Origin of the sequence: Sinomonas halotolerans (genome assembly GCF_039615075.1) — a bacterium.
GTDB lineage: Bacteria > Actinomycetota > Actinomycetes > Actinomycetales > Micrococcaceae > Sinomonas > Sinomonas halotolerans.
Map to the genome: position 1 here is coordinate 512984 of NZ_JBDFRB010000001.1, position 24965 is coordinate 537948.

A 24965-nucleotide genomic window follows, 5' to 3' on the forward strand; every position below is an offset into this window, starting at 1 on the left:
GAGAGCTGAATGCGATTCCCAGCCGGACCCCATGCTACGGCGCCGTGCAGGAGAACCGCAGGACGCAGCAGCGCTCGAGGCGGCCGGCACGATCGGCCGCGCCCTGGCAGCAGGCACCATCACACCGGACGCCCTGGCCGCAGCTGTGGGCCGCGAGGCGGACCGCGCAGCGCGCAGCGCCCTGGTGCCCTGTGAGGCTGGCGGCGCACCCCACCACGCCGCCGTGCTCGCCCTGGACGGCGTTCCCAGATGGGCCTGCCGCGCGAGGGGTCCTGGACCGGGTCGTGGCCCTGCCGCACTCCCAGGAAGGGCTGGCGACCGCTGGGAGTGCGGCGTCTGACCTCGGCCGCGGCTTCCTCCTCGCGGAGCCGGCGCTGGGATGCCGTGGTGCAGGTACTCACATGCCACCCCTGCGACTTGTACCGGTGCAAGATGGTGGCGTATCCTGGTGGTATGCCCCAGAGAACCCCCGCGCCCGCCTGGGCTGCTGCGGCGGCCCGCCCCCTCGTCGCCGAGCTCGCCGAGCACGCCCGCCTGTCGCTGGACCGGCTCGAGCCCGCAGCCGCCCAGGCCGCCGGCATCCAGGACTGGCACCCCGGCCAGCTCGCCCCCGCCCTCGTCCAGGCCCTGCTGGAGGCCCTGCCCACCGAGCTGAACAAGATCGGCCGCGGCCGCCTCGACCAGTACCTGGCCTCCCGGGCCGCCCAGGACGGGCTCACCGCCAAGGAGGTGCTGGCCACCGAGCTCAGCCCTCTCATGGGCATGAGCGTCAGCGGCCTCACCACCGCTTTCGGGTACCGCCCGCCCCGGCGCCCCGCCTGAGGGGCACCACCAGGAACACGGGCAGAGGCCCCCAGGTTCGACCTGGGGGCCTCTCTCATGCCCGGGGGTCAGTACGCCTCGCGGGTCACGGTGCCCTCCCACACCGCGTCCACGAGGGAGGCCGTCCCGGCCGTCGCTGCCCTGGGGGCCGGGTCAGCCTGGGACGGGGCCGCGTCCAGGATGGCCTCCTCGACGGTGTCGCCCTCGGGGGCCTCGAGCCCGCCCTGGTCCCACACGTCCTGGGGGATGAGGATCCCCACGTGGTTGTAGCTCGTGTTCCGGACGGCCTTGCCCGTCCGGGAGTCGCGGGCGATGGCGTCCCCCAGCATGGCGATCAGCCGCTCCCTGCTCTTGTAGGACTGGGTGGCCCTGGGGGCGATGGACGGGATGAGCCCGATGTACCCGTTCCACGTCCAGCCGATGACCTCGGCGGAGGGGGAGGCGCCCTCGGGGCGGCGCAGCGCCTTGCCGTCGCGCTCGGCCAGGATGTACCGGCCCGATGCCAGGGCGTCCTTGAGCTCGAGGATGGGGCCCCGCTCGGCGACGGCGACGGCCTCGGCCCGGTTGCGGCGGTTCCACGCCTGGGACACGGCCACCAGGTCGGCCCTGGACCTGGCCACCCACGCCTCCACCTCGGCGGCGGTCAGGTACTCGGCCAGCACGGAGGCCGCCACACGGATGCCGTACAGGATGGTCCCGGCCACGTCGCTGGCGCGCTGGGTCTCGGCGGCCAGCTCGCCCTCGCGCAGCTCGTCGCCGGCCGCCTTGCGGTACCGGTCCGCGGCCTCGAACAGGGCGGGCAGGCCCTTGGCGCCGGAGGGGAGCGGGGTGCCGTACACGTCCACGCCCCGGGCGTAGCGCTCGGCCAGGCGGGTCACCAGGAGGGAGCCCCACCGGTGGTATCGCCCGTCCGTCTTGGCCTCGGCGGAGAGCTGGAAGGCCTCGTCGCCCAGGGCCTCTGCCGGGTACTCGGCCAGGATCATGCGGTCCAGGCTCGAGCTGGCCCGGGAGCCGGGCAGGGCGGGCGTCTCGGCCGTGATGATGAACCAGGGCATCGACGGGTCGCTGCGGTCCACCTTGGTGTAGTCGTCCTTGTTGAGTCGGCGGCGGGAGTAGGAGCCGGGGCGCTGGGCGATGGAGCGGCGCGCGAGGCCGATGACGCCGGAGGTCTGCTCGACCGCGGCCTTGCCCTCCTCGCCGCGGTCGCGCACGTCGTCGTAGGCGCACAGGGCGTTGTGCACGCCCATGCCGGCGGCCCGGATGGCGCCCGTGGTGCCCTCGAAGTCCCCGTGGGCCATGTCGGGGCCGAAGCACGCCATGGCCAGCGTCATGACCCAGCTCTTGCCCGCGCCGTAGGCCCCGTAGACGCCCGGGAGCCCGAACGGGGTGGCCCCGGTCACGGATGCCGCCGCGGTTGCCATGGCGATGGTGTACGCCCGGGAGTCCGTGGCCTGGGCCGTGACCCCGGTGACGGCCCGGCAGGCCTCGGCCAGCTGCTCGTCGGTGAGGTCCCGGATGTCCAGGAAAGCCTGCCTCTCGCCGGTGACCTCGGACACGCGGGCCAGGTGCTCGCCCTCGTCCCGGCCGGAGCGGACCGACCCGTCGGGGTCGGCCTTGGCCCAGGTCGACCCGCGGGCGTCCAGGTAGCGGACTGCGTCCCCGTCGGCGGCGGACAGGTACCAGCCGGAGTGCGCCTGGACCACCTGGATGAGCTGCTCGGAGCCGGTGCGGATGGCGCGGAGGATGTCCTCCTCGTCCCGGTCGTACGCGTGGATGTTGACGCCGGTGCCGTCGTCGATGGAGTCCAGGATGTGGCGGACCCGGAAGTCGCGCGGGCGGATGTTGTTGACCTCGTAGGTCCTGCGGGCCCCGCCCAGGCGCAGGTGGACCAGGAAGTCGTACTCCAGCTGGACGGCCGCCTCGGGGTCCAGCTCGTTGCCGATGGCCCGGCTCCGGTGGATCTCGATGGCGGCGTCCAGGAGGACCCGGCGCGCGGCGATGAGCTCGCCGGCGGCGTTGCGGACCTCGGGCATGACGATCTGGCAGGCCTCGCGGTCGATGACCGGGTCCAGGGCGGAGTGCTCGGCGGCCTCGCGCCGCTTCTTCGGGCGGGCGCCGGGCTTGGCCGTGGCCTCCTTGAGGAGCCCCTCGATCATGTCGCCGCGGTGCTCGGGGCGGCTGCGGGCCAGCCAGTCGTCCAGGCCGGCTTTGGCCCCGGCGGGGATCCGGCAGAACCTCACCTGGGCGCCGGGGATCATGCGCAGGTTGCCGGCCAGGAGGTTGGCCGCGTCCCACACGGACGGGTTGGTGCGCATGTCCGCGTCCAGGCAGATGTACACCTCGGCGTCGGGGGCGATGAGGTCCTGGAAGGCCGCCAGGTCGGGGACCCCGTTCTGCACGGACCCGTAGCACCCGGCCAGGCCGACCACCAGGATGCCCTCAGGGGTGGCCTCGTTGGCGGCGATGTTCTGGACCGTGCCCTCCACGATCATGACCCGGGTGGCCTGCTGGGCCAGGTGGGCGCGGCGCTCCTGGACGAACGGGCCGGTCTGGCACCCGGGCTGGAAGATGTACTTCTGGAGCTCGCCGGTTTCCGGGTGGGGCTTGGGGTGGGCCGGGCGGTACTGGTGCCACACGGTCCCGTCCAGGAGGCGGTGGGAGAAGAGCATGCCTCGGCCGTGCCGGTCCCAGGCCCACTGCAGGTCCTCGGGGAGGTGCTCGCGGACCAGGATGGACCGGACCCCGGCGGCGGTGGCCATGTCCTGGGTGATGCCGCGGGCCTCGAGCACCTCGAGGTCCTCGTCGGCGAAGTAGGTCGTGGTGGAAAGGCCGTGCTCGGCGAACATCGCCTGGAGGTCGGCGACGTCCTGCTCGAGGGTGGGCGCGGTGCTGGTCGGCTCGGTGGTCATGGGGGCTCCTTGCGTCGTTCGGCCGCGGGTGCTGTCGGATCGGGTGTGCATGGTCTAGCGGGTGTGGCGGAGGGCCACGGACTCGGTGAGGGCGTCGGCCAGGGCGGCGGCCAGGGCACCGGCCCGGGCCTTCCAGTCCCCGTCCAGGCGGGCGTGGTGGGTGCGGCCGCCGGGGGCTGCCAGGGCGATGGTCCGGACGCCGGCGGTGGTGGCGGACTCGGTGAGGCGCAGGCCCCAAGTTGCGGCCAGGGAACCGGCCAGGGCGGCGAGGGCGTCGCGGTGCCAGTCGTCCACGGGCTGCTCGCGGGTCCAGGCCAGCACGGCGCCCTCCTCGTCCGGGATCCACTCGCAGGCCCGGTAGTGCTGGACGGAGATGAGATCGCCGACCCGGTAGAGGATGTGGCCGATGAGGCGGTCGCGGGTGAGGGTGCGCATGCCCTCCTCGGGGCGGAGAGTCACGACCTCGGCGGAGGCCAGCTCGAGGCAGAGGGTGTAGCGGATGGAGGCGGGGAGGGAGTGGAGGGCGATGGCCACGGTGTGCTCCTGAGGTTGTCGGGATCCTGTGTTCTGGCCCCATGTGTGCGGCAGGGGCCGGGTCTGTCTGGCCCCATGTGTGCGGCAGGAGCCGGGTCTGCCTGAGCTTGCGGCGCCTGACATGGATGACACTACGCCGGGATTTGCACCCGTGCAAGCCACGACATGGCTTCCTTTATGTGAGCTCTGTCACATCATCAGCCCGTTTTGGCAGGTTTTGCCCCCCAGGTTTTGGCAGCCGGCCAACATTCTCCAAACCGTGATCCCAGTCGGGAGTAGGGCTGTAGCCCCGTTTTGGCGTCTTGGCAGTTTTGGCGCGGGAAAACATCCCCTAGGTATAGAGAGCGTGTGCACTGGGAGACACACCCAGCACACGCTCCCCAGGACCTACATACCTACATACACATGCCAAAAAATCCAAAAGTGTATATATCCGCATGATTCCGGGGTTTTCGGGCGTTGGCGGCCCCTCCAAAAGCTTTGGCAGGGATGCAAAACACGGCCAAACTGGACGCACATGGCCACCCTTTGACCGGGAGGCCCGCGTTGCACGGTCTGTTGTAGCGCTCGACTGTTAAGGTCAGTGCATGACCTCCTCCCCTGCACCAGCCCGCCTCGCCCTGGCGCTGAGCCATCTGGCCTTCCCCGGCGTGGCCTGAGCAGCCTGACGGCACCTCTGTCCGCACCCCGCTCCCGGACCAGCTCGAACTCATCGCAGTCTGGGCCCTCGCCCGGCTCCAGGACCGGGCCGCTGCACTGCCCGGCCGCCTGGCGCGCCTGGTCAGGCCCCACCCGCCACACCACCAGGCCTCCCAGGCCTGAGCCCAACCCGTCAGGCCGCCCGGGCCTGTCCTATCCACCGCTAGGAGAGCAGCCAGGGACGAGACGCAGTACAACTCGGCCGGGCGCCAGCGCGCTTCCGGGCGGGGCCGCACACAGGCAGGTGCAGGGCCAACATTGCCCGCATGAGTTACAAAGGCTATGATTAGCTCACAGCCGGAGGTCCTTGCCCCACCGCGGCGGAGCCGCAGCACCCACTCCACCAGCACGTCGAAAGGCATACATGAGCACCACCACCATCACCCCCGTGGCCCCGGCCACGGAGACCGCCGCCAAGCCGCGCCGCCGGTTCAGCAAGAGGGCCGCCGCCCTCGCCACCGCCGCCGCCCTCCTCGCCGGGTCGTTCGGCGGGAGTTTCGCCCTCATCCAGGGCAGCGCCCAGGCGACCGGGGCGACCAGCATCCGGGTCGGCGACCTCGCCGTGCAGACCTACGACCCGGTCTGGCAGTCCGTGCCCTCCGGCACCGTGATCAACCCCTCCACCTACACCCTCAACGCCGGCGGCCAGATCCGGGCCACCAGCCAGTCCTCGATCATCAACACCACGGGCAAGCCCATCCAGGCCACCATCCACCTCGACGGCCAGCTCGGCAGCCTCCTGGCCGACCCGGCCTCGGGGATCACCGCGAAGATCTCCGTGTGGCAGGGCTACGCGGTGACCGGCACGCAGATCGTGGCCCCGACGGACCTCAAGAGCGGTGACGTGGCCGTGCCCCTCAGCACGACCGGCACGCACACGATGGTCCTCGACATCGCCTACGCGGACGGCGGCACCGTGCCGCTCGACTCCTCGGTGGTCATCCCGGCGATCCAATGGCTCGTCGCCCTGACCTGACCCTGAGCGCAGGCCCCGCCCTCCGGGGCGGGGCCTGCAGAGAGGCTCCCCGATGCCACACACAGTCCTCCGCGCCGCCGGCAGCGCCCTGGCCTGGGCCCTCATGGGCCTGGTTTTCGCCGTCACGGTCGCCGTCGGCATCGCCCCGCGCGTGATGGGCGCGGTGCCCCTGACCATCCTGACCGGGTCGATGAACCCAGTCCTGGCCCCCGGCGATGTCGCCGTGGTGGCCCCGGACCCTGCCGGGTACCGGCGAGGGGACATCATCACCATGCAGCCGGCGTACGACGACCCGCGCCTGGTCACGCACCGTGTCGTCTCCGTGGTCCTCGGCCCGGACAGGCTCCCGTCCCGGTACGTCACCCAGGGCGACGCCAACGCTTCCCCTGATGAGCCGGTTGACGCGGACCAGGTCCACGGCCGCATGGTCTACGCCATCCCCCTGGTCGGCTGGGCCCTCCAGGCCGCCAGCCTGGCGCAGCTCGACCTGGCCGTCCGCACGGCAGGCATCCTCATCGCCGCCTGGGCGCTCACCCCGACCCGGCTGCAGGACCGGCTCCGCGCCGCGGCCGGCCGCCCGCTCCCCCGCCGGCGCCGCACGGCGCCCGCAGCCTAGCCCCTCTCCCAGTGGCGGCGGACCGGTTTGTCGGGCAGTCTGTCTCCATGAGGTCGATGAGCATCAGCGAGGCAGCGGCCGACCTGGACTCGGTGGTCGATGCGGTCGTCGCCGAGCATGAGCCTGTGTGGCTCACCCGCGATGGGCGCCGGGTTGCCGGGCTGATCAGCATCGAGACGTACGAGCAGCTCCTGGCGGCTGCAGAGGCCTTGGAGCGCCGTCAGCGCGATCTGGGCGAGGGCTCGGCGTCCAGTGGCAGCGAGCAGTAGGAGGGCGACGGTGGCGGAGCGCCGGCGACCGGAGTCAGCCGATGGCGACGCGGGCGATGTCCAGCCGGCAGCCCGACACGGCGCAGAAGGACTTGGCCGAAACGAGACAGGGGAAGCTGACGAATCGAGCACTCCGACAGCGGCCACACGGGCACGGGTACAGCGCGCTGCCGAGCAGATCGCCCGGCTCTCGGAGGAGCTCAATCGGCGGCTCAGGTGATGTCCGGCCGGAGTTCGGCGAGGCGATGCGCGATGTGTCTCTCGAGCAGGTCGATGTGCCGCGGCTCGATGCCCCACTCCGGGTCCGGAGCGACAGCCAGGATGCCTGCCGCCTCAGCCCACTCACGCGCCTCCCGCTCCCGATCGAGGTGATCGTCGATCCAGATGGTGATGTCGGGCCGGGTGATGGCAAGGTGCGCCCTGATCGACGTGAACTTCTGCCACTCCTCCGAGTGGCTCACGTCCTCGGTGGCGAGCACCGGCCAACGGTCAGAGCCAGCCAGCGTGATGTAGTCGCCGAACTGCGGCGCACCTGGCCCCCATGTGGTGAGCCAGTGGCCCACGATCCGGTAACGGGCGATCAGACGGTTCAGCGCGAAAACCGCGTCGAGGGCGATCGTGGCCCCGTAATACGGTGCCGGGACGTTGTAGCCCCCGGGCCAGGGCGACTCCGCTCGTCGGTGGAGCGCTCTGGCCTCGGCGTTGAGGACCCCGTCGATGTCCAGGTACAGGTGAATCCGGGGTACCGGGGGTAGCCGCAGCCCTTGCACTACCACTGCCTGCGTGCGGCCGTCTGAGCGCCGCGGTGGATGGTCTCGAGGACATCTCTCAGTGCGAGCTGCAGGGCGTCGAAGCCAGTGCGGTAGTACGTCTCGTCCATGTCGCCGAGCTCCGTGGCGTCCAGGTCGGCGAGAAGCTGAGCCGCGTCCTGGAGTTGGCCGAGCTCCTCTGCACCGCGTAGCTCGATCCGGAGCACCATCTCACCCGGACCCGTCGGCTCGTCCATACTGCCCTCTCGTGGAGTCTTCGATTCTATTCGGAGCAACATTTGTCGCCAGAATCGGAATTGTCAAAATTAAGCCCGAAATGCTGGCATTTCTGGCTTTCTGGCGTTTTGGTAATCCCGTCCTAAGCGTCAGGCCCCACAGCTCGCCCCCGGGGACCTCCCACGCGCCTGACCAAGCGAAGAACTTGATCGAGGTCACGGAAGTAGGTGAGCGGTGCCGAGCGTTGAATGGGCCAACACGCCTTGCCGCCTGAGCGCGAACTCTTCGACCACGCCTACAGCTACGCCCGGCAGGACTTCAACCAACTGTGGGACCAGTCCTTAACCTTGACGAAAAGATCTGGCTAATGACGCTCTGCCGGCGCCTCAGGTGCAGCGAGCCCGCTCATCAGAATGCCCAGGCAGCGCCCGACTTCGACGCTAAACTGATGAAGCATCGGCAGGACATCGTGAACTTCATCGTTGTAGACCAGCTGCGCCTTGACTAAGGGGCGCAATATGAGCTGCCCATGCATGCGGACCGGGGCGCCCGCGTGGATTGTTCCGAGCACGGTGCCGTCCTCCAGTTTGGCGTCCTCGTGCAATTCGACCCATGGCACGGCGTGAGCACTGTGCTCCTCGTACTCAAAGGAACCGCCAAAGTCGAGTCCGTGGAGCTCGGCTGAGACTGTAAGGCTGTCGCGGTGCTTGTCCTGAATGTCCAAGTCATGGAGCATCGAGAGGACCGTCATGCGGCCACCCGCGTACGTGAAGGGCTGCATAATCAGAAGCCGATGCTGGAACTCCGGGTGGATTTCACCGATCCAGGCCTTCAACGCGGTGTTCCACTGTTTCCGATCTTGGCAGACTGGGAATGCGACAGCCTTAGGGCGGATTGGCTTCGCTCCGTTGAAGTGGGCCATGCCCCACGCCACAGCATCGAGGGCGCTCCGAAAGTTGTGCACTGCGTCACCCAGCTCGAGCGACCACTGAGGCGAAGGGACGCCCCATGGGATCCTCGCAACCAGATCGATAGATTGACGGTCGTGCCGGAGCGTCGCGTTCACCGACACAGGGGCGCTCGCATGCCATTCTGCCAATCTCGACTGCAGTGCGGCGATATGCGAGTTGCCTCGGCTGAATTTCAGGTCTGGCCATGTCGAGAAGTTGGCTCCGCCGAAGAGCCGGAGCTGGTGGGGTATCGCGCCGCTGTCTGCGCCTTGGGAGTCTCTGTCGTCCAGGGGGTCTCGGTCCACCGCTCAAGGATCGCACTTGCCAACGGGGCGCACCGAGCACGGGGGGCAACTGTGGAGCCACTCACGGCAATGTGTGTCGGCGAGATCCTCCGCATCTTCATGAGCCGAGGACCTCGGGGGCCACGACTACAGGCCGGTGATCAGGTAAACCAGCTCGCCGGAGATGAGGGCGAGGATCTCTTCTAGGCGGTCCCCAGCTTCCGGGGTGGAGCCTCCCGAGTGCCCCATGGGCGTTCAGGGTTGGGTCCGCGCCGCGCGCCCTGACGGATCCTCACTCCTCTCTATGGGGATCCTCGGCGCCGAGGCCACCTATCCGGTCCTGCCTCATTTCGTCCAGGATCTCGACTGAAGGCCTGTCTAGCGTGACCTGGGGGACCTGCGCGAGTGTCTGGGCGTACGGTGCCTCCTCCTCTGGGTCTCGCTGAGGCTTGCTCCCGACGACGAGAGGCAGCACTTCCACAGCCCCGCTGTCGTGGGCGCGGACCTCGACCAGATTGCCAGCCCACGACGAGTCGTCGGCGAGGGCGTGGAGCTGGGTCGATGTGCCGTCCGGCCACTGTGCCGTGTGGGTGCGGCGCTGGTGCCAATGTCCGGAGAACACAGCTTTCGGGCGCATGGCCTCGAGGACGCCTTGGAGGAGCTCCCGGGTCCGGGTAGCGTGCGCGGCAACAGCCTGGGGCAGGTTGAACTTGCTCTCCAGGCCGCGGAAACACGCAGGCGCGTCGTGGAAAAGAAGGATGTCGACCGGCCCTGCCGCGATGAGCCGGGCCGCCTCCTCCTCGGTGGGCTCCTCGAGATCCGCCCAGAGGTCTTTGCCCTCGGTTCGCCACTGCCGGTCGACGCTGAATGCGCCGCCGAGCCCGCCGACCCTCAGCCCGCCGATGTCTAGGACGGCCCCGCGGGGGATGTACGAGATGTGGTCCGAGAGCCGCCGCGTCCCGTCGGGCTGAGAGGGGAGTTCGCGGAGCTCGAGGTGGTTGTCGTGGTTGCCGTCGATGAAGAGCATCCGGATACCCGCATCCGCGAGCTGCTGCTCGAGGCGGCTGTCGAAACGGCCCTTCTTCGGGCCCGGCCACCGCACGGCGAGGTCGCCCACGTGGAGGAGGTTGGTGATGCCGTGGTCGCGGAGGGTCCGGACGGCTGCGCGGGCGGCCTGTGTATTGCCGTGCCAGTCGCCGGCAACGGCGAACCTCGCCCTCATCCTGCTGCCTCAATCGAGACGATCGGCGTCGTGGTCCGGAGCGTCGGGATCCCGTCGCCACGGATGTCGAGTAGGAGCGCGGCCTCGAGCCCGGCCTCGAGGCGGATGATGCTGAGGAGCGGCACCGCCTCGGCGTCGCGGCGGAGCGTGCTGGTGTAGTCGCAGGCCGTGGCCGGGGGCACCTGGCCGGGCAGGCGCGTGATCGTGCTGCCCTCCGGCCCGCGGAGCTCGACGACGTGCACCGCCCCTGAGGAGGTGGTGACGCGGTACGTCCCCGAGTCGAGATCAGTCAGCCGGTGGGTCATGGACCCATTGTGCAGATCGCGCCCAGCGGGGCCAAAAGAATGCCCGAAATGCCAGCACCTGCCCGAATTGCCAGCAATGCCAGCACCCCTGCCCGAATTGCCAGCGATGCCAGAAGCGCCAGAAATGCCCGAAACGCCGGCAATGCCAGTCCTGCCAGCAGTGCCAGCAACGCTGGCAGCGCCAGCCGCCCGCCAGCAACGCCAAGCGTCGGAGGACCCTGGTCGGGAGCGATCGCGGGAGAATGATGCAATGGGCAAGCGGATGGTGATGTGGCTCCCTGACAGCGTGGTGGCCTGGCTCGACCGTCGCGTCGCCTCGGGCGAGGCGGCCAACCGCGCTGCCTTCGTCACCGCGGCCCTCGAGCGGGAGATGCGGCGGCGGGCCGCCGAGCACGACGCGAAGACCCTCCGCGAAGCCGGGCCCGAGGACGACTTGGACGACCTGGTGGAGTGGACGGCGGCGCGGGAGCCCCGCTGAGGGATGGACGCACCACTGAGTCAACTCATGCGCCCTTGCCTCGGGATCGCCCTGGGGGCAGGGGTAGGGCGGTCCCGTGGTGGAAATAGCAGATTCTCTGGCCGAAATAGCAGTGGATAGCAGGGGGCTGCTATTTGCTGGGCCCCCCAAAAACCCCGGAATCATGCGGATCTATCTATCTATCTGTCTAAGAAATAGCAAAATAGCAGGATCCCAAGAGATGCACCCCCTATCTCGCGCAGGGGATCTTCGGGCCAAGCCTCCACCCCTGCCCGGTCCCCCGTGACCGCATAGAGGGGTGCTTGCTCTGGAATCCTGCTATTTTGCTATTCGGCCCCCGGATCCGCATGATTCCGCGGTTTTTCCGTACCAAGGGTGCTGCTATCCCCTGCTATTTCACCTGCTATATCCAGTCCAGGGCGCCGAGGTGTAGCCGGACCCACAGGCCGGCTGCACCGCCGTTCACTCACACAGGGGCGGGGCCCGGCTCGAGGGCGAGCCATCGGTACAGCGTGGGAACGGAGATGCCCTCGAGGCGGGCGATCTCGTCCGGGGTGAGCTCGCCGGCGGCGTGCCTGGTCTTGGCGCGGATGACGCGGGGGTCATCGGCGGTGACGCGGGGCCGGCCGCCCCTGCGCCCGCGGGCCCGGGCCGCCTCGAGCCCGGTGCGGGTCCGCTCCGAGATCAGGGCCCGCTCGAACTCCGCCAGGGCCCCGAAGATTCCCAAGAGGAGCTTCGCCTGCGCGCTGGTGCCGTCGGTGGAGAGCACCGGGTTGTCGAGCACGCGCACGCCGACGCCACGGGCCCCGAGCTCGTCGAAGAGCGAGATCAGGTTGGCCAGGGACCGGCCCAGCCGGTCGAGCTTGGCCACGACGATCGTGTCCCCGTGCCGGGCGGCCGCCAGGAGCCGGTCCAGGGCCGGCCGGGAGGCCAGGCGGCCGCTGACCCCGTGGTCGACGAAAAGGTGCTGGCCGTCGTCGCGCACGCCGGCGGCCAGGAGCGCGTCGCGCTGTCCGTCGGTGACCTGATCGGCGGTGCTGACTCGCATGTACCCCAGGAGTGCCATCGCCGGGCCCCTTTCTCTCAAAAAACGCTGCCAAGACAAGTATATAAGAATTTGATTCTGAGAGCGACAATCGAGAATCTGGAAGCGCCTCTGGGGCGCCTGCACGCCGGCCTCGCTCGGGCGGTCCGGCATTCTCGTAAAACGGTCGTTTGTTGCGGGGTACAGTGTCGGTTTCACACCGAGCCTGCAAGGATGAGAGGCATGGAAGCTGACACTGATGCCTCGCGGATGGACATCCACGACGTCGTCCGTGAGCTCAACCAGCATGTGGGTGCCACGGTGGTCCAGACCATGGCCGGCGTCAAGGGCCGCACCTCTACCTACAGCTGGGCAAAGCCCGACGGACCGGACCCCGGTCCAATCGCCGAGGCACGCCTAAGGCTCGGCTACCGCGTCTGGAGGATCCTCGAGATGGCCGAGGGGAAGCACGTCGCCCTCGCCTGGCTCATGGGCGCCAACCCCCGCTTGGACGATGAGCTCCCCGTCCTGTACATCCAGCAGCAGAAGGTACGCGAGGTCATCGGCGCCGCCGAAGCCTTCATCGACGACACCTACGCGGCTTGACGCACGGACCAGAAGATGGGCGCATCCCGACACCAGATATTCGACTACACCTCAGCGCGCACGGGCCTCAAAGGGATCCTCGACTTCTCCGCGCGGGGCGGAGCCTCAGTCATCCGCCGGTCCACCGGCTCGGCCGCCGTAGTGGACGCAGACCGGCTGAGGAGCTACCTCGAGAGCAGCCTGGACCTCGAGGGGGTCACCGTCCACGAGGACGGGGCCTGGGCCGCTTTCCTGCCGGGCATCCCCGTAGCCGCCGAGGCCACCAGCCTCGACGAGGCCGTCGCGGAGCTCGTCGCAGCCCTGCGCGAGTACGCCGAGGACTGGACCGACCATCTCTCGCATGCTCCCAACCACCGTGGGCACTGGGGCCTGGTGCAGCTCGTCGAGCTCTCCACGGACGATCAGCTCGCCGGCTGGCTCACCGGTGATCCTCACTGATCGCGGAGCATGGGGAGTGACCGTCTGGGCACCGTCCGCGCAGATCTGCAGGAAGCCCCGGGGCAGGGGCTCCTTGGTCGGTGCACTTGCAGCTGTCCTTGCTCAGCCTGTCCTGTGATTTCGGGTGGGATTCCGGCTTTGGTGGGCGTGCCGTCCATGGCAGCATGAGGTCATGGCAGCAGTTGAAGGAGCCCGCGGCGGGCTGAAGGCACATCAGGATTCGATCAGGCTGCCCGAGGCAGAGCTGGTCCGCGGCCTCCGGGACATCCTCGGCGCGAAGCTCGTGGCCTACATCGGCTCGGTGCGGGAGACCCGCGCTGTCAGACAGTGGGCCGACGGCGAACGGAAGCCCGCAGCTGAGGCGATTACCCGGCTGCGCCACGCCTACCACGTGGCGGCCCTATTGGCGGAACGCGACTCCCGAACGGCGGTCCAGGCATGGTTCCAGGGCATGAACCCCCAGCTGGACGACGTACCCCCGGCGCGGCTGCTGCGCGACGGCCAAGTCGACGACGCGGCCCAAGCCGTTCTGGCCGCGGCCCGGTCCTTTGCGGCAGCAGGCTGACGGGTGGGGTCTGAACAGCAACCTGCGACCGCGGCGCGTCGGCTTCCCGTGAACAGGCTCATCGTCGGCGACGCGGCCGCCGCCCTGGCTGACCCGTCCCACGCAGGCACCGCCCGCATGGCCTACCTCGACCCGCCGTACAACACCGGCAAGACGTTCGCCCAGTACTCCGACTCGTCCCCCCTGGCCGACTGGCTCGCCATGCTCCGGGCCACGCTCGAGGGCGTGCACACGGCCCTCCGGCCCGACGGGTCCGTGTGGGTGCACCTGGACGACCGGCACATCCACCGGGCCCGCTGCATCCTCGACGACGTCTTCGGCGACCAGTCCTACGTCGGGACCATCATCTGGGAGAAGAAGAACCGGGCCTCCTTCCTGCACGCCCATCTGGCCGACGTCACCGACCACATCCTCGTCTACGCCAAGGACCGGGCCAGGATGGCCCCGCTCGTGCACTCGGCCACCCAGGCCGGCAAGCGGATCCCCTTCCACAACGGCTCGAGCAAGGACGCGGTGCTGACCTTCCCCGCCCGGTCCGTGGCCTTCGGGTTCACCGACCGGCACATCCCGGCCGGGCGGATGGACACCCCGACCATCGCCTCCGAGCTCCTGGACCCCGTCGACGTCGTCGACGGCACCAACGCCGCCCCGTTCCGTATGTCCGGGCCGTTCCGGTACCAGCAGGCCGCCGTGGACAAGATGGCCGCCACAACGGGCTCGATCGTCGCGCCCAAGCCGCTGCTGCGCCCGTCCTACCTGTCCCAGGAGTCCCGCGGGAAGGTCCTGACCAACCTGCAGTCCTTCCGCATCAACGGGGCCCCCACCAACGAGGACGCCCACGCCGAGTCGCAAGAGGCCTTCGGGCCCGGGCGCGGGTTCGACACCCCCAAGCCCGAGGCCCTGCTCGAGCGGTTCATCCTCGCCGCCACCGACCCCGGCGACCTGGTCCTGGACCCGTTCGCCGGCTCCGGCACCACCCTGGCCGTCGCCGAGCGCACCGGCCGGGCCTGGACCGGGATCGAGCTCAGCCAGGACACCGCGGCCGGCTTCATCGCCCCGCGCCTGGCGCGCCTGGGCGCCGAGTACGCCACGGAGGGGCCGGCAGCCGCCCCGGCCGTCGCCTGACCGTTCAGGCTCCCGTAGGCTGGCACGTGAAGGGAGGTCGGAATGCGGAACGAGAACAAGCAGAAGACGGCGCGCCGGCAGCGCCGGTCACGCCGCACCTACACCGACCTGTACATCGACCTGGGCGGCGGCTCACTCGTCGGCCCTGACCTCCCGCTGACCGCGGAGCAGGCTGACCGCGCCGCGAACGCCCTTCTGGCCCGGGCGCAGAAGGCCGTCGCCGACCGCCAGGCACTGGGCGGACACCGGCCCAGGAGCACCTGACCCACGACATAGGGGGCGTGTATGCCCGAGACCCATCCCGCAGTCCCCCGCTCCGTGCATGCAGCGGCTGCATCGAAGAGGGGCACCGCCTCCCCGCAGCTCGCCCGCGCCCTGATGGCCACCGAGAACGTCTGGGCCTCTGTCGAGGGCGAGTTCGGGCTCCTGACCAGCACCGGAGTGGCAGAGCTCATCGGCTCCAGGGGCAAGGGCAGATCGTTCGCCGCTGACCAGCGTGGGGCCGGTCGGATCGTCGGCGTGCGCCGGCGGGGCGTGTACCTCTACCCAGGGTTCCAGTTCGACCGCGCGCGGGGGAGGGTGCTGCCAGTGGTGCAGGATCTGGCCGCAGCTGCACGGGAGGCCGGCTGGGACGGCGAGGACCTGGTCCTGTGGCTCGTATCCCCCAGCGGGTACTTCGGCGGCGCCCGACCGGTCGACCGCCTGGACGACGAGGCCATCGTGGAGAGGCTGCGGCAGGCCTCCACCGTCCAGTGGTGACACCTCCCCCATCAAGAGAACCGGCCGGGGCTTCCGCAACGCAGACAACTACAAGACGCGTATCCTGCTCAGGAACGCCGCTCAGACAGCGGCCTGACACTCAGTCCAGCAGGACCATTCCGCGGAAACGCGAAGAGCCACTTTTTCGCTACTCTCCACCGCACAGCCAGATCTCTCATGCAGTCTCCCCCACCAAAACCCTCTCAGGGGCGGGTCAAGTTCACGTCTAAATCACGGCCTTCGGCGGAAGGACGCGACGGGCTCCGGCGACAATCCTCTCGAAGCCCCCTCGCTGTGAGATTCCTTGGATCTGAACTTCGTAGCCCTCGATTTCACGTCCATTCACGGTCACCTTGTCGAACGCAGTCCATGTGCCGAGGGGAAGGTCCTTTGCCGGACGGACCGAGGGGTACAAGAGCGCGATGTGGTTGGTTTCCGAAGCCTGCAAGAAGGCCAAGGCCTCGTATAGATCACTCGAATTGATGTTGGCCTTTCGCCCGGCTCTTGTCTTGTACTTCGCATCGAGAAGAAAATCAGCGGTTTCTCCTCGCAACGGTGAAACGTCTGGCGTTGTGTAGACCGGGTCGGTCCCTCGGTAACCGAGGATCCAGCGCTTCTGCCCCACGACCTGGTGGTCTGGGAGAGCCCGTCGGACCAGTTCCTCACAGAGAGACTGCCATGCTGCCCACGTCGACAGAACGAACCCAGGACCGGTGAATGTTCCTCCGTTGAGGTCGAGGCCAAGGCCTTCCACAACGAGGCGAGCCAGATCGTATGCCCGTTGCATTGCGCTGTGGCGCTGGGGAAGGGCGGGAAAGGTGGACGGGGGAGGCGGCTGGGGCAATAGCGCCCTTTCGAGCATCTTCAACTGAGCTTGGGTGTCACCGTCAGCAACTTCGGGGATAAGGACGCGTACGGCAGCGGCAAGGGTTGCGTTGTACGGATTCTCCCGTGTCAGTTCGAGCCGGGATAGCCGAAAGCCGTCGGGGTCGGGGAGGACGAGGCTTTCCCAGTCGACCTCGCCATCGACCGCATACTCCGCCTCATGGACGCGCTTGTATCCCCGGATCGGTCGGCGTTGGTTCTCTGCGCAGAGAGTAAGGAGGGATCGGGCGATCAGCGTAGCCAGGTCACCCCGGTCCTGGGATCCAGCTGAGATCTCATCCTGCACCAGAAGGTGCCCCGTCCTGACCAAGACCGCCAGGAGGAAGAAGTCGAGACGCCAGGTGCTGCTCGACGGATCGAGGAACTTGGGGACGACCTCGAGCTCGATCTGGGCGTTGAGGCGCAGCAAGCCGGCAATCCCATCTGCTTTCCAGGCACCCGTCGCGGAGACGGTGATTGGGTCCTCCTTGTACCCGAGGAGTCTCTTGATCCGGATGTTCAGGTGACGGAGCTGCAGAAGTACGTCATCGCTCGAAGTATCGCAGAGCTCTGCGATCTCTGCCGTCGTGTGTGGTCGATCCTCCAGCTCCTGAAGGACGATCCTTTCGATTCCACTCACTCCGTGGCGATGAGTACGAGAAGCCTGTACAGGTCATCCGCTGGCGGCCGGGAAGGTCCGACGATGCGTCCTACGGTCTGTCCGGCGAAAATTGCTTCCTCAAGGGAGTACAGGCTCTTGCTGTTCTCGGCACGGAGAACGTCGGAGATGGCGCGCGTGTTGCCGAAGAAGACCTCGTCGACGTGTCCCCGAAACGTGGCCCAACATGCGACGACGTACTCCCGCGCAGCGGCTAGATCGGTTTGGGGGGCGGTTGCGTGCATCAGGGCGCCGTGGCCGAGCTGGTAGGCCTGTCCCCGTCCGAGGAGGATCTGCTCGTTGATCTTGGCAAATGCCTGCGCCAGAGCCTCGTAGTAGTCGATGGCGCTCGTGGGTGACTCAGCCAGCTCCATGGGGGCGGGGCCCAATCCGAGGTGGTTACGGAGGATGCTGGGCTGCGGTTCAAGCCGGTGCAGGTGAAATCGGCGGAGGAAGGCGACGTCGAGGGGTTCAACACTGGTGTCTGCTTCGTTCATTGCTGCAAGGGTGTACAAGTCGTGGGGGAGTGCGAACGACTGGTGACCCCCGTCGTCGCCGAGGATTTCGAATTCCTGAGTCGTCTCGGTGGCCTTGCCATCGGTCGGTAGACGCTTGTCGGCCTCGAGCCCCACTAGGGCGCTGCCGAAGGCAGCGACGGCCGGTCCACGGTTGATCTCATCGATGATGACCAGCGCCGCATGGCCCGCCTGCTCAGCGTGGCGAGCCGCGCGGTAGAAGGTACCGCTAGTCACTTCGAAGACGCCAGCCTGGCCAACCTTAGGTACAAGTCCGCGCATGAAATCTCGGTACTTGGTGTTCTGATCGAAGACAGTCTGGAAAACCTTCCGGTCCAACATCTGGTCGGGACTCGGAAACCATTCTGGAATCGGGCCGTGGGCCGGAGGCACGGGAATGCGGGCCGTCGGCGACGCGCCGGTCTTGGACTGGTCCCATTTGAAGAGCTCTCGCACTTGGTTCAGAAGGCGTGATTTTCCGGTTCCCGGCGGCCCCACGATGATGACGTTCTTCCTGGCTGCGAGAGCCTTCAATACCGCTGCGGCGCCAGCCTCGATCTGGCCTTCAGTCGGCATGGCAGTAGCCTGTTCCGGCTGCGAAGTCGTAGTACCCCTGAGCTGGGACCATATTCGCGGGCCGAGTCCCGTTCTTCATATCGGCGGACGCAAGACAGCTCAGGACCGCCGAACTCAATTCGTGGGCCCATTCACCGTTCCTCAGCTGGTCCTCGTACGCGTAGTCACAGCGGATTGTGCCGTCATTGAACTTTGTGAAGAAGACGAAGACTCGTCCCCGGTCAGTCTCTGGCATGTGGCCCCCTAGGGCCGGGCTGGCGTGGATCCTGGCGATGCGGCTCTCTGACGGCCTCGAACGAGTTGGAGGCCAATACTCTAGCTGCGTCGTTTGAGGTTCGCCGTCACCGTCGAGGTAGATCACATCTGCAATGCGAATGGGTTGGCCGCCCGGTCCCACATTCTCGCGTGTGAAAATCTGGTCCATCACGTGGGCGAAGACCTTAGCCGGGAGGCGAAGATCGCGAGCCCCGCCGCCGGTCCTAGAGTCATTTGACTCGGCAAGGAGCTTGCGCATGTCTCCGGCGACAATCTCCTTGTAGACGACAAGAGTTACGCGCGTTTGAGCCGCTGTCACAGTTTCCGGGTTCCTTCTAGACGAACTCAGCAGGTACATAGGGGATGGCTCCCTTGGCTTGACCATACTTCAAGCGTTGTTGGCTAGGGTGGTCGACCCTCTGGATGTTCGCCAGCTGCGCGAGCACCGAATCGGCTGTGATAGTCGATCGGGCCTCCTTTTCCACGGCCGGCTGACCACGGTCCATGAGAGGGAAATCGCGGAGGACGGTCTCCATGTCGCGTAGGCTCAAGCCCCAAGCTGACGCGACGAGAGCGTCGGCGCGGGCGCGCCACTGCCCGACTTCCCACAAGTCGACGGCGAAATCACCTTCCGCAGCTGAAAGCCTGCGCGCAAGAGATATGAGTTCGAGGCCTACCTCTGAGTTCTCACTGATCTTCGGTAGCGGGAGGGAGTTCAGCAGGAAGAAATTGACGGTCGTCGTCACGAGACGTCGCATCATCCAGTCCACAACGAGCGAGTTCGCCAATGCGAGAAACAGGTCTTCTCGATCGGGGCCTCCGCTGTGGAAAGCCAGTGTGGGGACCTTGTTCCCGCACACGACTCCCTCCGGGATTCGGGCGACAAGCAGCGACCGCTCGTTGGTCTGCCCAGTGATATCGCAGAAACCGATCCGACTGCGCGCGACGCGGTCTCCAGAGCAGGGATGGAGAGATTGAAGGGGGACAAACCACTGGGTCTTGAGAGTCGCCTGTCCCAGGGCTTCGGGGCGCCAGATCGCGGCACGGCCTTCCCCACTCCTGTATGTCTTGGCTCGCCAGCGGTACTGCGCGACATGTCTGCCCTCTAGCAGTGGGACGGACTCTGCGTGGGGCGCGCGCAGGAATTTCTTCCTTTCAAGGGTCATATCGACTTCGCGCCGGTAGACAGGCTGCCACGGCCCGGAGGGGTCGCCTACTGTCACGGAATCGCCGGCCAGTCGCGCGAAAAGCTCCCACTCTTCGCTTGATTTCACCTCGGGGATGGACAGGTCTTCACGGACCGCTCGCAGGTCGTCTCTGGGGATCTGCACGGGCTCGGAGGACAGCACGCCTTTCCTGTCGGCAACTTTGAGAGCGATCGGCAGCTGCGGCCCGGTTCCAATCCGCGCGACGACAGCGAGGAACTTGAAGCGAGAGTCGATGGCAAAGTGGCGCGCTCTATTCTCAATGACTGAGACGGAGAGCTCCTGAGCGGCTCGGTCGAGTTCCCGGCGAAGAGTCTGGGTCCCCTGCGCTCGGATGAGGCCGGCAGGGAGCAGGAGAGCGAGGACCCCGTTCTCCGCTGCAAGGACCATTCCGAGTTCAAGGAAGAGCTTGTAGAGGTCGTGCTCTCCCTTCCCCTGCAGGCGGGTGCCTGAAGCGACTTGACCGATGTAAGAGAGCAGCTCTGCCCGCGGAGAGGTGAGGTCCATTTCGCCCTCGTACCCTTGGCCGTAGTGCCTGAGCTCGCCACGCCCCATGGCCAGCTCGTGGCGGGTGACCTTCAGCTTCTCCCAGGGGGGATTTCCGATAACCAAAGCAGCGCCAGTCGGGGCGAGCTTCTCCCATGTGTCTTGGCTGGTAAGACTGTCGTGCCGAAATAGCCGGCTTGCGAATCCGGAGACGGAGGCCAGATCAGCAGTCAGACTCGCGACGGACAGTAGCGCGCCACGAAGAGCGCGCGCGGACAGATCTGCACCGGTCAGATTGTCTCGGATTACGCGGTCCCGCCCTGTGCCCTCGGGAACTGCCATCGCGGCCGCAGTCAAGAGTGCACCAGAGCCACAGGCGGCGTCGATCCAAAGCCCATCTGTGTGAACCATGGGAACGCTCTGGGCAGCGAGCTGTTCGGCGAGCCGCCAGTCCGTGTAGTAGGCACCGGTCTTTCGCTGTTGGGCCTGTGGAACCACCTCCCGGCTCAAAGCGGAAAGTGCAAGCGGAGTAGGAAGGGGGGTATCGGCGATGCTCGCGAGGATCTTCTCGGCCCAAGGCCGAGGATCATTGAAAACCTCGGGCCGTACATGCTGGTTTGACGCCCAGAAATCCTCGAGGTCCCACCCTCCCGCAGCTGAGGCAGCAGCCTCTAGAACCGTAAGACGAGCGTCATTCAGATCTGCAGAAGGACATACCTCCCGTGCTGCTTGGTCGAGCAATTCGTGTGTGGAGCCTAGATGGCTCTCTTCGACGCTCCTCACACGCACGCTGCCAAGGAATCATCGAGCTGAACCTCGAGGGGCGGGTCTACAGAGCTGATTTCGATGACGTACTCGTCGACTGTGTCGCCAGCTGCCGAGGCCCGAGCGTTCGGGCGGTACCGGCCGATCGTTTCGATCTCGTGCAAGGTGACATCGCCCACCTCGCTCAGAGCTCCCATAAGCTGGTCCTTCGCAACGTGGCCCTCGGTGCTGTAACTCAGCAGGATGCGCCGAGCTTTCGTCTTCATAACGAGCCGGGTGAGCGCGTCTAGAGCACGGATCTTGTAGCAGAAGTCGGAGGCCTTCTCCTGCCAAGGGCGGAGCCCGGTAACCCCAGTTACTTCTGGAGTGTCACCAGCGTGGAGCGTCTCCAAGAGATGGTAGTAGGCGCTGTACTGCCGCTTCGTATAGGGCGGGTCGTAGTACACGGTGTCAGCTGGCGTAGTGGCGAGATCGAAGACGTCCCCGACCACGGCTTCAAAGTCTGCAGTCCCTGGCAAAAGAGGACGCGGAACGACGGATACCGCCTTCAAGGCTGGGGGGGTCCAATCCTTGAGGAAGCAGCCATATGTTCCGGAGATGTTTGCGACGCTATTAGCTGCTTGCATCAAGTCAGCGAGCAATAGCTGTTCCTCGACCCAGGTGAGCGCCCCTTCTGAGGACCACTCACCAATCCGACGGCGTATTGCGTCAAGCCGCGCGGCGTTGGCTTCTGTGAAGTAGCGCCGCTCGACTGCGCCGATCGATCGCGATGCGGGGCTGTACTGCGCATGGACGAATCCTGGTCGGGGGGGAACCTCGTTGAGGGTGGCAACGGTGTTTCGATATCCGCCGAGGGCAGCGAAAGGCACGTTCTCGGCCCGGACGACTGCGCCAACGCTCATCGCGACCGCGGACGGCAGGGAATCATTAACCATGACGCTCCACCCCCTAGTTGAGGCAGCAGACGCCACCGAGCCTGTTCCGCTGAAGGCATCGACAAATCGTCCAGAGGTGCAGTCTCCCGCGAGATCAACGATGACGTCCGCTACTCTTGCCTTGCTGCCTATGTAGCGAACTCCCATGTGATCCTCCTAGCCTGACAGCTCTCATCTCTCCCGAACCGGTCGTTGAGCGTCCGGTTCCAGCCTATCCGTTGAGGGGCTTCAGCCCTTATCACCATCCCGAGTCCCGCGATGATGCCTTGCGTGAACGCCCTCAATGGCCCCGGTGGACTCTGAACCGGCCCGATCCTCGTCCCAGCCGGATCCGTTAAGCCGAGGCAGCCCAAGCGCCCGGAGGCCGCCGGTAGGCTTGGTGGCGAGGCGGTAGTAGTCCAGGACGGCCCAAAATGCGGAGGCGTAGTCAGCGGAGCGCCTGCGGCGGCGCATGACCGTATCCTCAAGGGCGCGGCAGAAGTCCCCCCGGGTGACCGTGCACTCGAACCGAGCGACGCCGCCGACCCTAACAGGTCGATCTCGCCGTCGTCCTCCAGGTGCAGGCCCAGGGCGAGGACCTTCTCGACGGGGTCGTGCCGTACTGGTCGTGGATATCGTCTCCTTACTGGAGCGGCTTCTGCGTCAGAAGGCGGACGAGCGCGGGTGGTCGTCCGTGTCCCTGCAGGTGACGCCTGATCACGTGTACGCCTCCATGCGCACCACTCCGGCGGACTCCCCCGCGTACGTGGCCCAGCAGCTCAGGGGCCACACATCCCGCGCGCTGCGCGAGGAACTCTCCACCCTGAAACGCCGCCTCCCTACCCTGTGGTCCCCGTCGTTCTACGTCACCACAGTCGGGGCCGTGTCGGCAGGGACCGTCCAGCGCTACATCGACACTCAGTGGGAGCGGCCCTGGCGCAAGGACTCCCAGCTGCGCCCTGCCGAGCAGGCCAGCGAGGCCCTGCGGTGAGGCGAACCTTCAAGTTCCAAGCCAAACCCACTGCCAAGCAAGCAGTGGCGCTCTCGGCCATGCTCGCCGACCACTGCGCCTGTACAACGCCGCTCTGCAGGAGCGCCGCGACGCCTACGCCCACCGCTCCCGCACCCGCCTAGATCCGCCAGGACGACCCGGACGGGCAGGGCCGCTGGTCCTTTACGTCCCGGCAGCAGACCCTGCGCCGGCTGAACAGTCCTTCGACGCCTTCTTCCGCCGGGTCAGAGCAGGACAGGCCCCCGGCTCCCCCCGCTTCCGATCGGCGCACCGCTTCGACACCTGGCCCACCTGGACCGAGTCAGGGCCCTGCACAACAAGACCGCCCGCGTCCGGCTGGACTACCTTCCACAAGACCGCCAGGGCACTCGTCGACAGCCACCTCAGCGCTGTCGAAGACCTCCGCATCGCCAACATGATCCGCACCCCGGCACCCGTGCCTGACCCAATCAGCCAGGGAACCGGCTGCCAAACCGGGCCGCGGCCCAGGCCGGGCTCACCCGTAACATCCTCAACTCCGCATGGGGGACCTTCATCTCGATCATCGACGCCAAGGCAGAATGCGCCGGGCGCCAGAGGGCCAAGGTGAACCCCCGGCACACGATTCAGATGTGCCACACCTGCGGCAACATCGGACCCACCGCCCGCAAGGGCAAGCACTACCAGTGCACCAGCCCCCCAGTGCGGCTGGGCCGGCGACGCCGACACTAACGCGGCACACAACATTCTCCGGGCCGGACAGGCCAAGCAGGCCACCGCCCCCTAGGCGGAAGCCCGCGGAGCCGCCGACCTCAGTCGGCGGAGAACGTCACGTGTGCGGCAGGGCCCCGACGGCGGCCCCGGGACTGTGCGGCCTATTCGCAGGCGACGCCGTCGCGGTCGCGGTCCAGGCCGGTACGGTAGCCGGGCTGGCCGGCGTACAGGGGCGCGGCGCCTGCGGCGCGGGCGGCCGAGCAGTTGGGGTAGTACGCCCCCGCCGGAGCGGGCGCCGGGACAGGGGCCGGGGCCACAGGGGCAGGCTGGGCCGGCGCCGGTGCGGGCTGGGCGGGAGCCGGGGCCGGCTTCTCCTGGGCCGGGACCGGGGTCACGACGGCCGCGCCCTGGTCCGGGCAGGAGGACAGGACGCGGGCCATGGCGTCGTGCTCGGCCTGGGTCACCCACAGCCGGTAGGCGGCCTTGACGGTGATCTGCCGGGCCACGTACTCGCACCGGTACCCCCGGTTCGGCGGCAGCCAGGTCGCCGCGTCGCCGTCGCCCTTGCGCTGGTTGGTCGGCCCGTCCGTGGCCTGCAGGTTGCGCGGGTCGTTGGCGAACGCGGTCCGCTGGGCCAGGCTCAGCTGCTGGGCGCCCTTCTGCCAGGCGTCGGAGAGGGCCACGACGTGGTCGACCTGCACGGCCGAGCTCGTCCCGGCCCCGCGCACGAACGCGATCGTGGTGGCCGTGTACGGGTCGGCGAGGGTGCCGGTGAGCACGACGCAGCCGTTGGTGCCGGGCTTGAGGGCCTCCCGGGTGAGGTCGCGGCGGAGGATGTCGTTGCGGGTGTCGCAGCCGTTGCGGTCGGTGTCCGCCCAGGCCTGGCCGAAGTTGGCGCGGTCGTACCCGGTCTTGGGGGCCCGGCCCTTCACCGGCAGGGTGGCCAGCAGGGCCAGGGCGGTGCCCGACTTGGCGGCCTTGGCCGTGGTGGTCGTCGCGCCGGCCGCCGCCGCACTCGGAGCCAGGGTGCGGGTCGGCGTGGCCGTGTCCGTCGGCGACGGCAACTGGGATGCCGTGCGGGTCGGGTACGGGTCGGCAGCGGCGCTGGCCGGCCCGGAGGCGGATTCAGCTGTGGCGCCCGCCGACGGGCCGCCGGAGCAGCCCGTCAAGGCCAGCCCAGTCAAGGCAGCCACAGTGCCGCCCATGATCCAGGCCGTCCTCCCGAGCCTGCCCGGCTGGTTACGGCCGCCCGCTGGCAGCTCGCTGAAGCTCATATTCTCTTGTCCCCCATGCGAAAACTTGTAGCCCGAGGACCCGCGTCTTGCTGGCCGGGGGCGACCGTCTGAACCAATTGTGGACGGCTGTCAAAAATTCTAGGCACCGGCGCCGACATTTGCGGTCCCCGTGACGAGCCGACGGCGTGAAATTTTCTGGGCGACGGCCTGCCGATTAGGC

General features: G+C 67.7%; 27 protein-coding genes. 13 read left to right on the top strand and 14 right to left on the bottom strand.

The features are described 5' to 3' along the window. Nucleotides 1-453 precede the first annotated feature (453 nt). A complete protein-coding gene (locus ABCQ75_RS02310; protein ID WP_345882865.1) occupies nucleotides 454-822 on the top strand; it encodes a hypothetical protein in 369 nt (122 codons plus the stop codon). 68 nt (nucleotides 823-890) lie between these two features. Here the strand turns inward: ABCQ75_RS02310 and ABCQ75_RS02315 are convergent, their stop codons facing one another. Continuing rightward, nucleotides 891-3731, bottom strand: a complete 2841-nt coding sequence (locus ABCQ75_RS02315) for a toprim domain-containing protein (RefSeq protein WP_345882866.1) — start codon at nucleotides 3729-3731, stop codon at nucleotides 891-893. Nucleotides 3732-3785: 54 nt separating this feature from the next. Continuing rightward, entirely contained in the window at nucleotides 3786-4265 is a 480-nt protein-coding gene (locus ABCQ75_RS02320; protein ID WP_345882867.1) for a hypothetical protein, read from the bottom strand. Between the two features lie 1063 nt (nucleotides 4266-5328). Between ABCQ75_RS02320 and ABCQ75_RS02325 the strand changes: the two genes are divergently transcribed. Genes ABCQ75_RS02325 through ABCQ75_RS02335 form a run of 3 tightly spaced genes read left to right on the top strand, consistent with a single transcriptional unit; the run spans nucleotide 5329 to nucleotide 6825 of the window. After that, complete coding sequence (locus tag ABCQ75_RS02325) at nucleotides 5329-5940, top strand: hypothetical protein (RefSeq protein WP_345882868.1); 612 nt, start codon at nucleotides 5329-5331, stop codon at nucleotides 5938-5940. 52 nt (nucleotides 5941-5992) lie between these two features. Next, nucleotides 5993-6556, top strand: coding sequence for a signal peptidase I (locus ABCQ75_RS02330; RefSeq protein ID WP_345882869.1), 564 nt, complete (start codon nucleotides 5993-5995; stop codon nucleotides 6554-6556). A 47-nt stretch (nucleotides 6557-6603) separates the two neighbouring features. Next, nucleotides 6604-6825 (top strand): type II toxin-antitoxin system Phd/YefM family antitoxin, encoded by a 222-nt coding sequence (locus ABCQ75_RS02335; protein ID WP_345882870.1) that lies wholly within the window; start codon nucleotides 6604-6606, stop codon nucleotides 6823-6825. 212 nt (nucleotides 6826-7037) lie between these two features. Here the strand turns inward: ABCQ75_RS02335 and ABCQ75_RS02340 are convergent, their stop codons facing one another. From ABCQ75_RS02340 to ABCQ75_RS02360, 5 genes are all read right to left on the bottom strand, one after another. Beyond that, entirely contained in the window at nucleotides 7038-7595 is a 558-nt protein-coding gene (locus ABCQ75_RS02340; RefSeq protein WP_345882871.1) for an HAD domain-containing protein, read from the bottom strand. Further along, entirely contained in the window at nucleotides 7595-7831 is a 237-nt protein-coding gene (locus ABCQ75_RS02345) for a hypothetical protein (protein ID WP_345882872.1), read from the bottom strand. The genes ABCQ75_RS02340 and ABCQ75_RS02345 overlap by 1 nt, the downstream gene beginning before the upstream one ends. 344 nt (nucleotides 7832-8175) lie before the next feature. Then, on the bottom strand, nucleotides 8176-8733 hold the full coding sequence (locus ABCQ75_RS02350) for a hypothetical protein (RefSeq protein WP_345882873.1): 558 nt from the start codon (nucleotides 8731-8733) through the stop codon (nucleotides 8176-8178). Between the two features lie 604 nt (nucleotides 8734-9337). Continuing rightward, nucleotides 9338-10267: a metallophosphoesterase gene (locus ABCQ75_RS02355; protein WP_345882874.1), complete on the bottom strand. Its 930-nt coding sequence runs from the start codon at nucleotides 10265-10267 to the stop codon at nucleotides 9338-9340. Next, nucleotides 10264-10572, bottom strand: a complete 309-nt coding sequence (locus ABCQ75_RS02360) for a hypothetical protein (protein WP_345882875.1) — start codon at nucleotides 10570-10572, stop codon at nucleotides 10264-10266. Before ABCQ75_RS02360 ends, ABCQ75_RS02355 begins: the two co-directional genes overlap by 4 nt. 250 nt (nucleotides 10573-10822) lie before the next feature. Here ABCQ75_RS02360 and ABCQ75_RS02365 point away from each other — a divergent pair, with 250 nt between their 5' ends. Continuing rightward, complete coding sequence (locus ABCQ75_RS02365; protein WP_345882876.1) at nucleotides 10823-11050, top strand: hypothetical protein; 228 nt, start codon at nucleotides 10823-10825, stop codon at nucleotides 11048-11050. Between the two features lie 466 nt (nucleotides 11051-11516). Here the strand turns inward: ABCQ75_RS02365 and ABCQ75_RS02370 are convergent, their stop codons facing one another. Beyond that, nucleotides 11517-12116 carry a recombinase family protein gene (locus tag ABCQ75_RS02370; protein ID WP_345882877.1) on the bottom strand — a complete coding sequence of 200 codons (600 nt, stop codon included), beginning with the start codon at nucleotides 12114-12116 and terminating at the stop codon, nucleotides 11517-11519. Nucleotides 12117-12317: 201 nt separating this feature from the next. On the opposite strand from ABCQ75_RS02370, the gene ABCQ75_RS02375 reads away from it, so the two are divergent. From ABCQ75_RS02375 to ABCQ75_RS02400, 6 genes are all read left to right on the top strand, one after another. Next, nucleotides 12318-12680 carry a hypothetical protein gene (locus ABCQ75_RS02375; protein ID WP_345882878.1) on the top strand — a complete coding sequence of 121 codons (363 nt, stop codon included), beginning with the start codon at nucleotides 12318-12320 and terminating at the stop codon, nucleotides 12678-12680. A gap of 15 nt (nucleotides 12681-12695) precedes the next feature. Continuing rightward, nucleotides 12696-13118 (top strand): hypothetical protein, encoded by a 423-nt coding sequence (locus ABCQ75_RS02380; RefSeq protein ID WP_345882879.1) that lies wholly within the window; start codon nucleotides 12696-12698, stop codon nucleotides 13116-13118. A 172-nt stretch (nucleotides 13119-13290) separates the two neighbouring features. Then, nucleotides 13291-13683 (top strand): hypothetical protein, encoded by a 393-nt coding sequence (locus tag ABCQ75_RS02385; protein WP_345882880.1) that lies wholly within the window; start codon nucleotides 13291-13293, stop codon nucleotides 13681-13683. A gap of 48 nt (nucleotides 13684-13731) precedes the next feature. Further along, on the top strand, nucleotides 13732-14808 hold the full coding sequence (locus ABCQ75_RS02390; RefSeq protein ID WP_345882881.1) for a site-specific DNA-methyltransferase: 1077 nt from the start codon (nucleotides 13732-13734) through the stop codon (nucleotides 14806-14808). 42 nt (nucleotides 14809-14850) lie between these two features. After that, nucleotides 14851-15072 (top strand): hypothetical protein, encoded by a 222-nt coding sequence (locus tag ABCQ75_RS02395; protein WP_345882882.1) that lies wholly within the window; start codon nucleotides 14851-14853, stop codon nucleotides 15070-15072. A 21-nt stretch (nucleotides 15073-15093) separates the two neighbouring features. Further along, the gene (locus ABCQ75_RS02400) at nucleotides 15094-15567 is read left to right on the top strand and encodes a hypothetical protein (RefSeq protein ID WP_345882883.1); all 474 of its coding nucleotides are present in this window, start codon (nucleotides 15094-15096) and stop codon (nucleotides 15565-15567) included. A gap of 226 nt (nucleotides 15568-15793) precedes the next feature. On the opposite strand, the gene ABCQ75_RS02405 is transcribed toward ABCQ75_RS02400, so the two are convergent. Genes ABCQ75_RS02405 through ABCQ75_RS02425 form a run of 5 tightly spaced genes read right to left on the bottom strand, consistent with a single transcriptional unit; the run spans nucleotide 15794 to nucleotide 21973 of the window. Then, nucleotides 15794-17071, bottom strand: a complete 1278-nt coding sequence (locus ABCQ75_RS02405; protein WP_345882884.1) for a 5-methylcytosine restriction system specificity protein McrC — start codon at nucleotides 17069-17071, stop codon at nucleotides 15794-15796. Further along, nucleotides 17068-18180, bottom strand: coding sequence for an AAA family ATPase (locus tag ABCQ75_RS02410; protein WP_345882885.1), 1113 nt, complete (start codon nucleotides 18178-18180; stop codon nucleotides 17068-17070). The genes ABCQ75_RS02405 and ABCQ75_RS02410 overlap by 4 nt, the downstream gene beginning before the upstream one ends. Then, nucleotides 18170-18793: a hypothetical protein gene (locus ABCQ75_RS02415; RefSeq protein WP_345882886.1), complete on the bottom strand. Its 624-nt coding sequence runs from the start codon at nucleotides 18791-18793 to the stop codon at nucleotides 18170-18172. Before ABCQ75_RS02415 ends, ABCQ75_RS02410 begins: the two co-directional genes overlap by 11 nt. After that, nucleotides 18771-20909, bottom strand: coding sequence for a hypothetical protein (locus ABCQ75_RS02420; RefSeq protein ID WP_345882887.1), 2139 nt, complete (start codon nucleotides 20907-20909; stop codon nucleotides 18771-18773). The genes ABCQ75_RS02415 and ABCQ75_RS02420 overlap by 23 nt, the downstream gene beginning before the upstream one ends. Further along, entirely contained in the window at nucleotides 20906-21973 is a 1068-nt protein-coding gene (locus ABCQ75_RS02425; protein ID WP_345882888.1) for a DNA adenine methylase, read from the bottom strand. Before ABCQ75_RS02425 ends, ABCQ75_RS02420 begins: the two co-directional genes overlap by 4 nt. A 304-nt stretch (nucleotides 21974-22277) precedes the next feature. Between ABCQ75_RS02425 and tnpA the strand changes: the two genes are divergently transcribed. After that, nucleotides 22278-22796, top strand: coding sequence for an IS200/IS605 family transposase (gene tnpA / locus ABCQ75_RS02430; RefSeq protein ID WP_345882889.1), 519 nt, complete (start codon nucleotides 22278-22280; stop codon nucleotides 22794-22796). Nucleotides 22797-23351: 555 nt separating this feature from the next. Continuing rightward, nucleotides 23352-23528 carry a zinc ribbon domain-containing protein gene (locus ABCQ75_RS16195; protein WP_427916020.1) on the top strand — a complete coding sequence of 59 codons (177 nt, stop codon included), beginning with the start codon at nucleotides 23352-23354 and terminating at the stop codon, nucleotides 23526-23528. A gap of 143 nt (nucleotides 23529-23671) precedes the next feature. Here ABCQ75_RS16195 and ABCQ75_RS02435 read toward each other — a convergent pair whose 3' ends face one another. Then, the gene (locus ABCQ75_RS02435) at nucleotides 23672-24784 is read right to left on the bottom strand and encodes a GmrSD restriction endonuclease domain-containing protein (RefSeq protein WP_345882890.1); all 1113 of its coding nucleotides are present in this window, start codon (nucleotides 24782-24784) and stop codon (nucleotides 23672-23674) included. Between the last annotated feature and the right edge of the window lie 181 nt (nucleotides 24785-24965).

What these genes read in the sequence shown, in the direction of transcription:
- ABCQ75_RS02310 (WP_345882865.1), top strand. Translation starts at nt 454, where the DNA reads ATGCCCCAGAGAACCCCCGCGCCCGCCTGGGCTGCTGCGGCGGCCCGC.
- ABCQ75_RS02315 (WP_345882866.1), bottom strand. Translation starts at nt 3,731, where the DNA reads ATGACCACCGAGCCGACCAGCACCGCGCCCACCCTCGAGCAGGACGTC.
- ABCQ75_RS02325 (WP_345882868.1), top strand. Translation starts at nt 5,329, where the DNA reads ATGAGCACCACCACCATCACCCCCGTGGCCCCGGCCACGGAGACCGCC.
- ABCQ75_RS02330 (WP_345882869.1), top strand. Translation starts at nt 5,993, where the DNA reads ATGCCACACACAGTCCTCCGCGCCGCCGGCAGCGCCCTGGCCTGGGCC.
- ABCQ75_RS02335 (WP_345882870.1), top strand. Translation starts at nt 6,604, where the DNA reads ATGAGGTCGATGAGCATCAGCGAGGCAGCGGCCGACCTGGACTCGGTG.
- ABCQ75_RS02345 (WP_345882872.1), bottom strand. Translation starts at nt 7,831, where the DNA reads ATGGACGAGCCGACGGGTCCGGGTGAGATGGTGCTCCGGATCGAGCTA.
- ABCQ75_RS02350 (WP_345882873.1), bottom strand. Translation starts at nt 8,733, where the DNA reads ATGGCCCACTTCAACGGAGCGAAGCCAATCCGCCCTAAGGCTGTCGCA.
- ABCQ75_RS02355 (WP_345882874.1), bottom strand. Translation starts at nt 10,267, where the DNA reads ATGAGGGCGAGGTTCGCCGTTGCCGGCGACTGGCACGGCAATACACAG.
- ABCQ75_RS02360 (WP_345882875.1), bottom strand. Translation starts at nt 10,572, where the DNA reads ATGACCCACCGGCTGACTGATCTCGACTCGGGGACGTACCGCGTCACC.
- ABCQ75_RS02365 (WP_345882876.1), top strand. Translation starts at nt 10,823, where the DNA reads ATGGGCAAGCGGATGGTGATGTGGCTCCCTGACAGCGTGGTGGCCTGG.
- ABCQ75_RS02370 (WP_345882877.1), bottom strand. Translation starts at nt 12,116, where the DNA reads ATGGCACTCCTGGGGTACATGCGAGTCAGCACCGCCGATCAGGTCACC.
- ABCQ75_RS02375 (WP_345882878.1), top strand. Translation starts at nt 12,318, where the DNA reads ATGGAAGCTGACACTGATGCCTCGCGGATGGACATCCACGACGTCGTC.
- ABCQ75_RS02380 (WP_345882879.1), top strand. Translation starts at nt 12,696, where the DNA reads ATGGGCGCATCCCGACACCAGATATTCGACTACACCTCAGCGCGCACG.
- ABCQ75_RS02385 (WP_345882880.1), top strand. Translation starts at nt 13,291, where the DNA reads ATGGCAGCAGTTGAAGGAGCCCGCGGCGGGCTGAAGGCACATCAGGAT.
- ABCQ75_RS02395 (WP_345882882.1), top strand. Translation starts at nt 14,851, where the DNA reads ATGCGGAACGAGAACAAGCAGAAGACGGCGCGCCGGCAGCGCCGGTCA.
- ABCQ75_RS02400 (WP_345882883.1), top strand. Translation starts at nt 15,094, where the DNA reads ATGCCCGAGACCCATCCCGCAGTCCCCCGCTCCGTGCATGCAGCGGCT.
- ABCQ75_RS02410 (WP_345882885.1), bottom strand. Translation starts at nt 18,180, where the DNA reads ATGCCGACTGAAGGCCAGATCGAGGCTGGCGCCGCAGCGGTATTGAAG.
- ABCQ75_RS02415 (WP_345882886.1), bottom strand. Translation starts at nt 18,793, where the DNA reads ATGTACCTGCTGAGTTCGTCTAGAAGGAACCCGGAAACTGTGACAGCG.
- ABCQ75_RS02425 (WP_345882888.1), bottom strand. Translation starts at nt 21,973, where the DNA reads ATGGGAGTTCGCTACATAGGCAGCAAGGCAAGAGTAGCGGACGTCATC.
- tnpA (WP_345882889.1), top strand. Translation starts at nt 22,278, where the DNA reads ATGACCGTATCCTCAAGGGCGCGGCAGAAGTCCCCCCGGGTGACCGTG.
- ABCQ75_RS02435 (WP_345882890.1), bottom strand. Translation starts at nt 24,784, where the DNA reads ATGAGCTTCAGCGAGCTGCCAGCGGGCGGCCGTAACCAGCCGGGCAGG.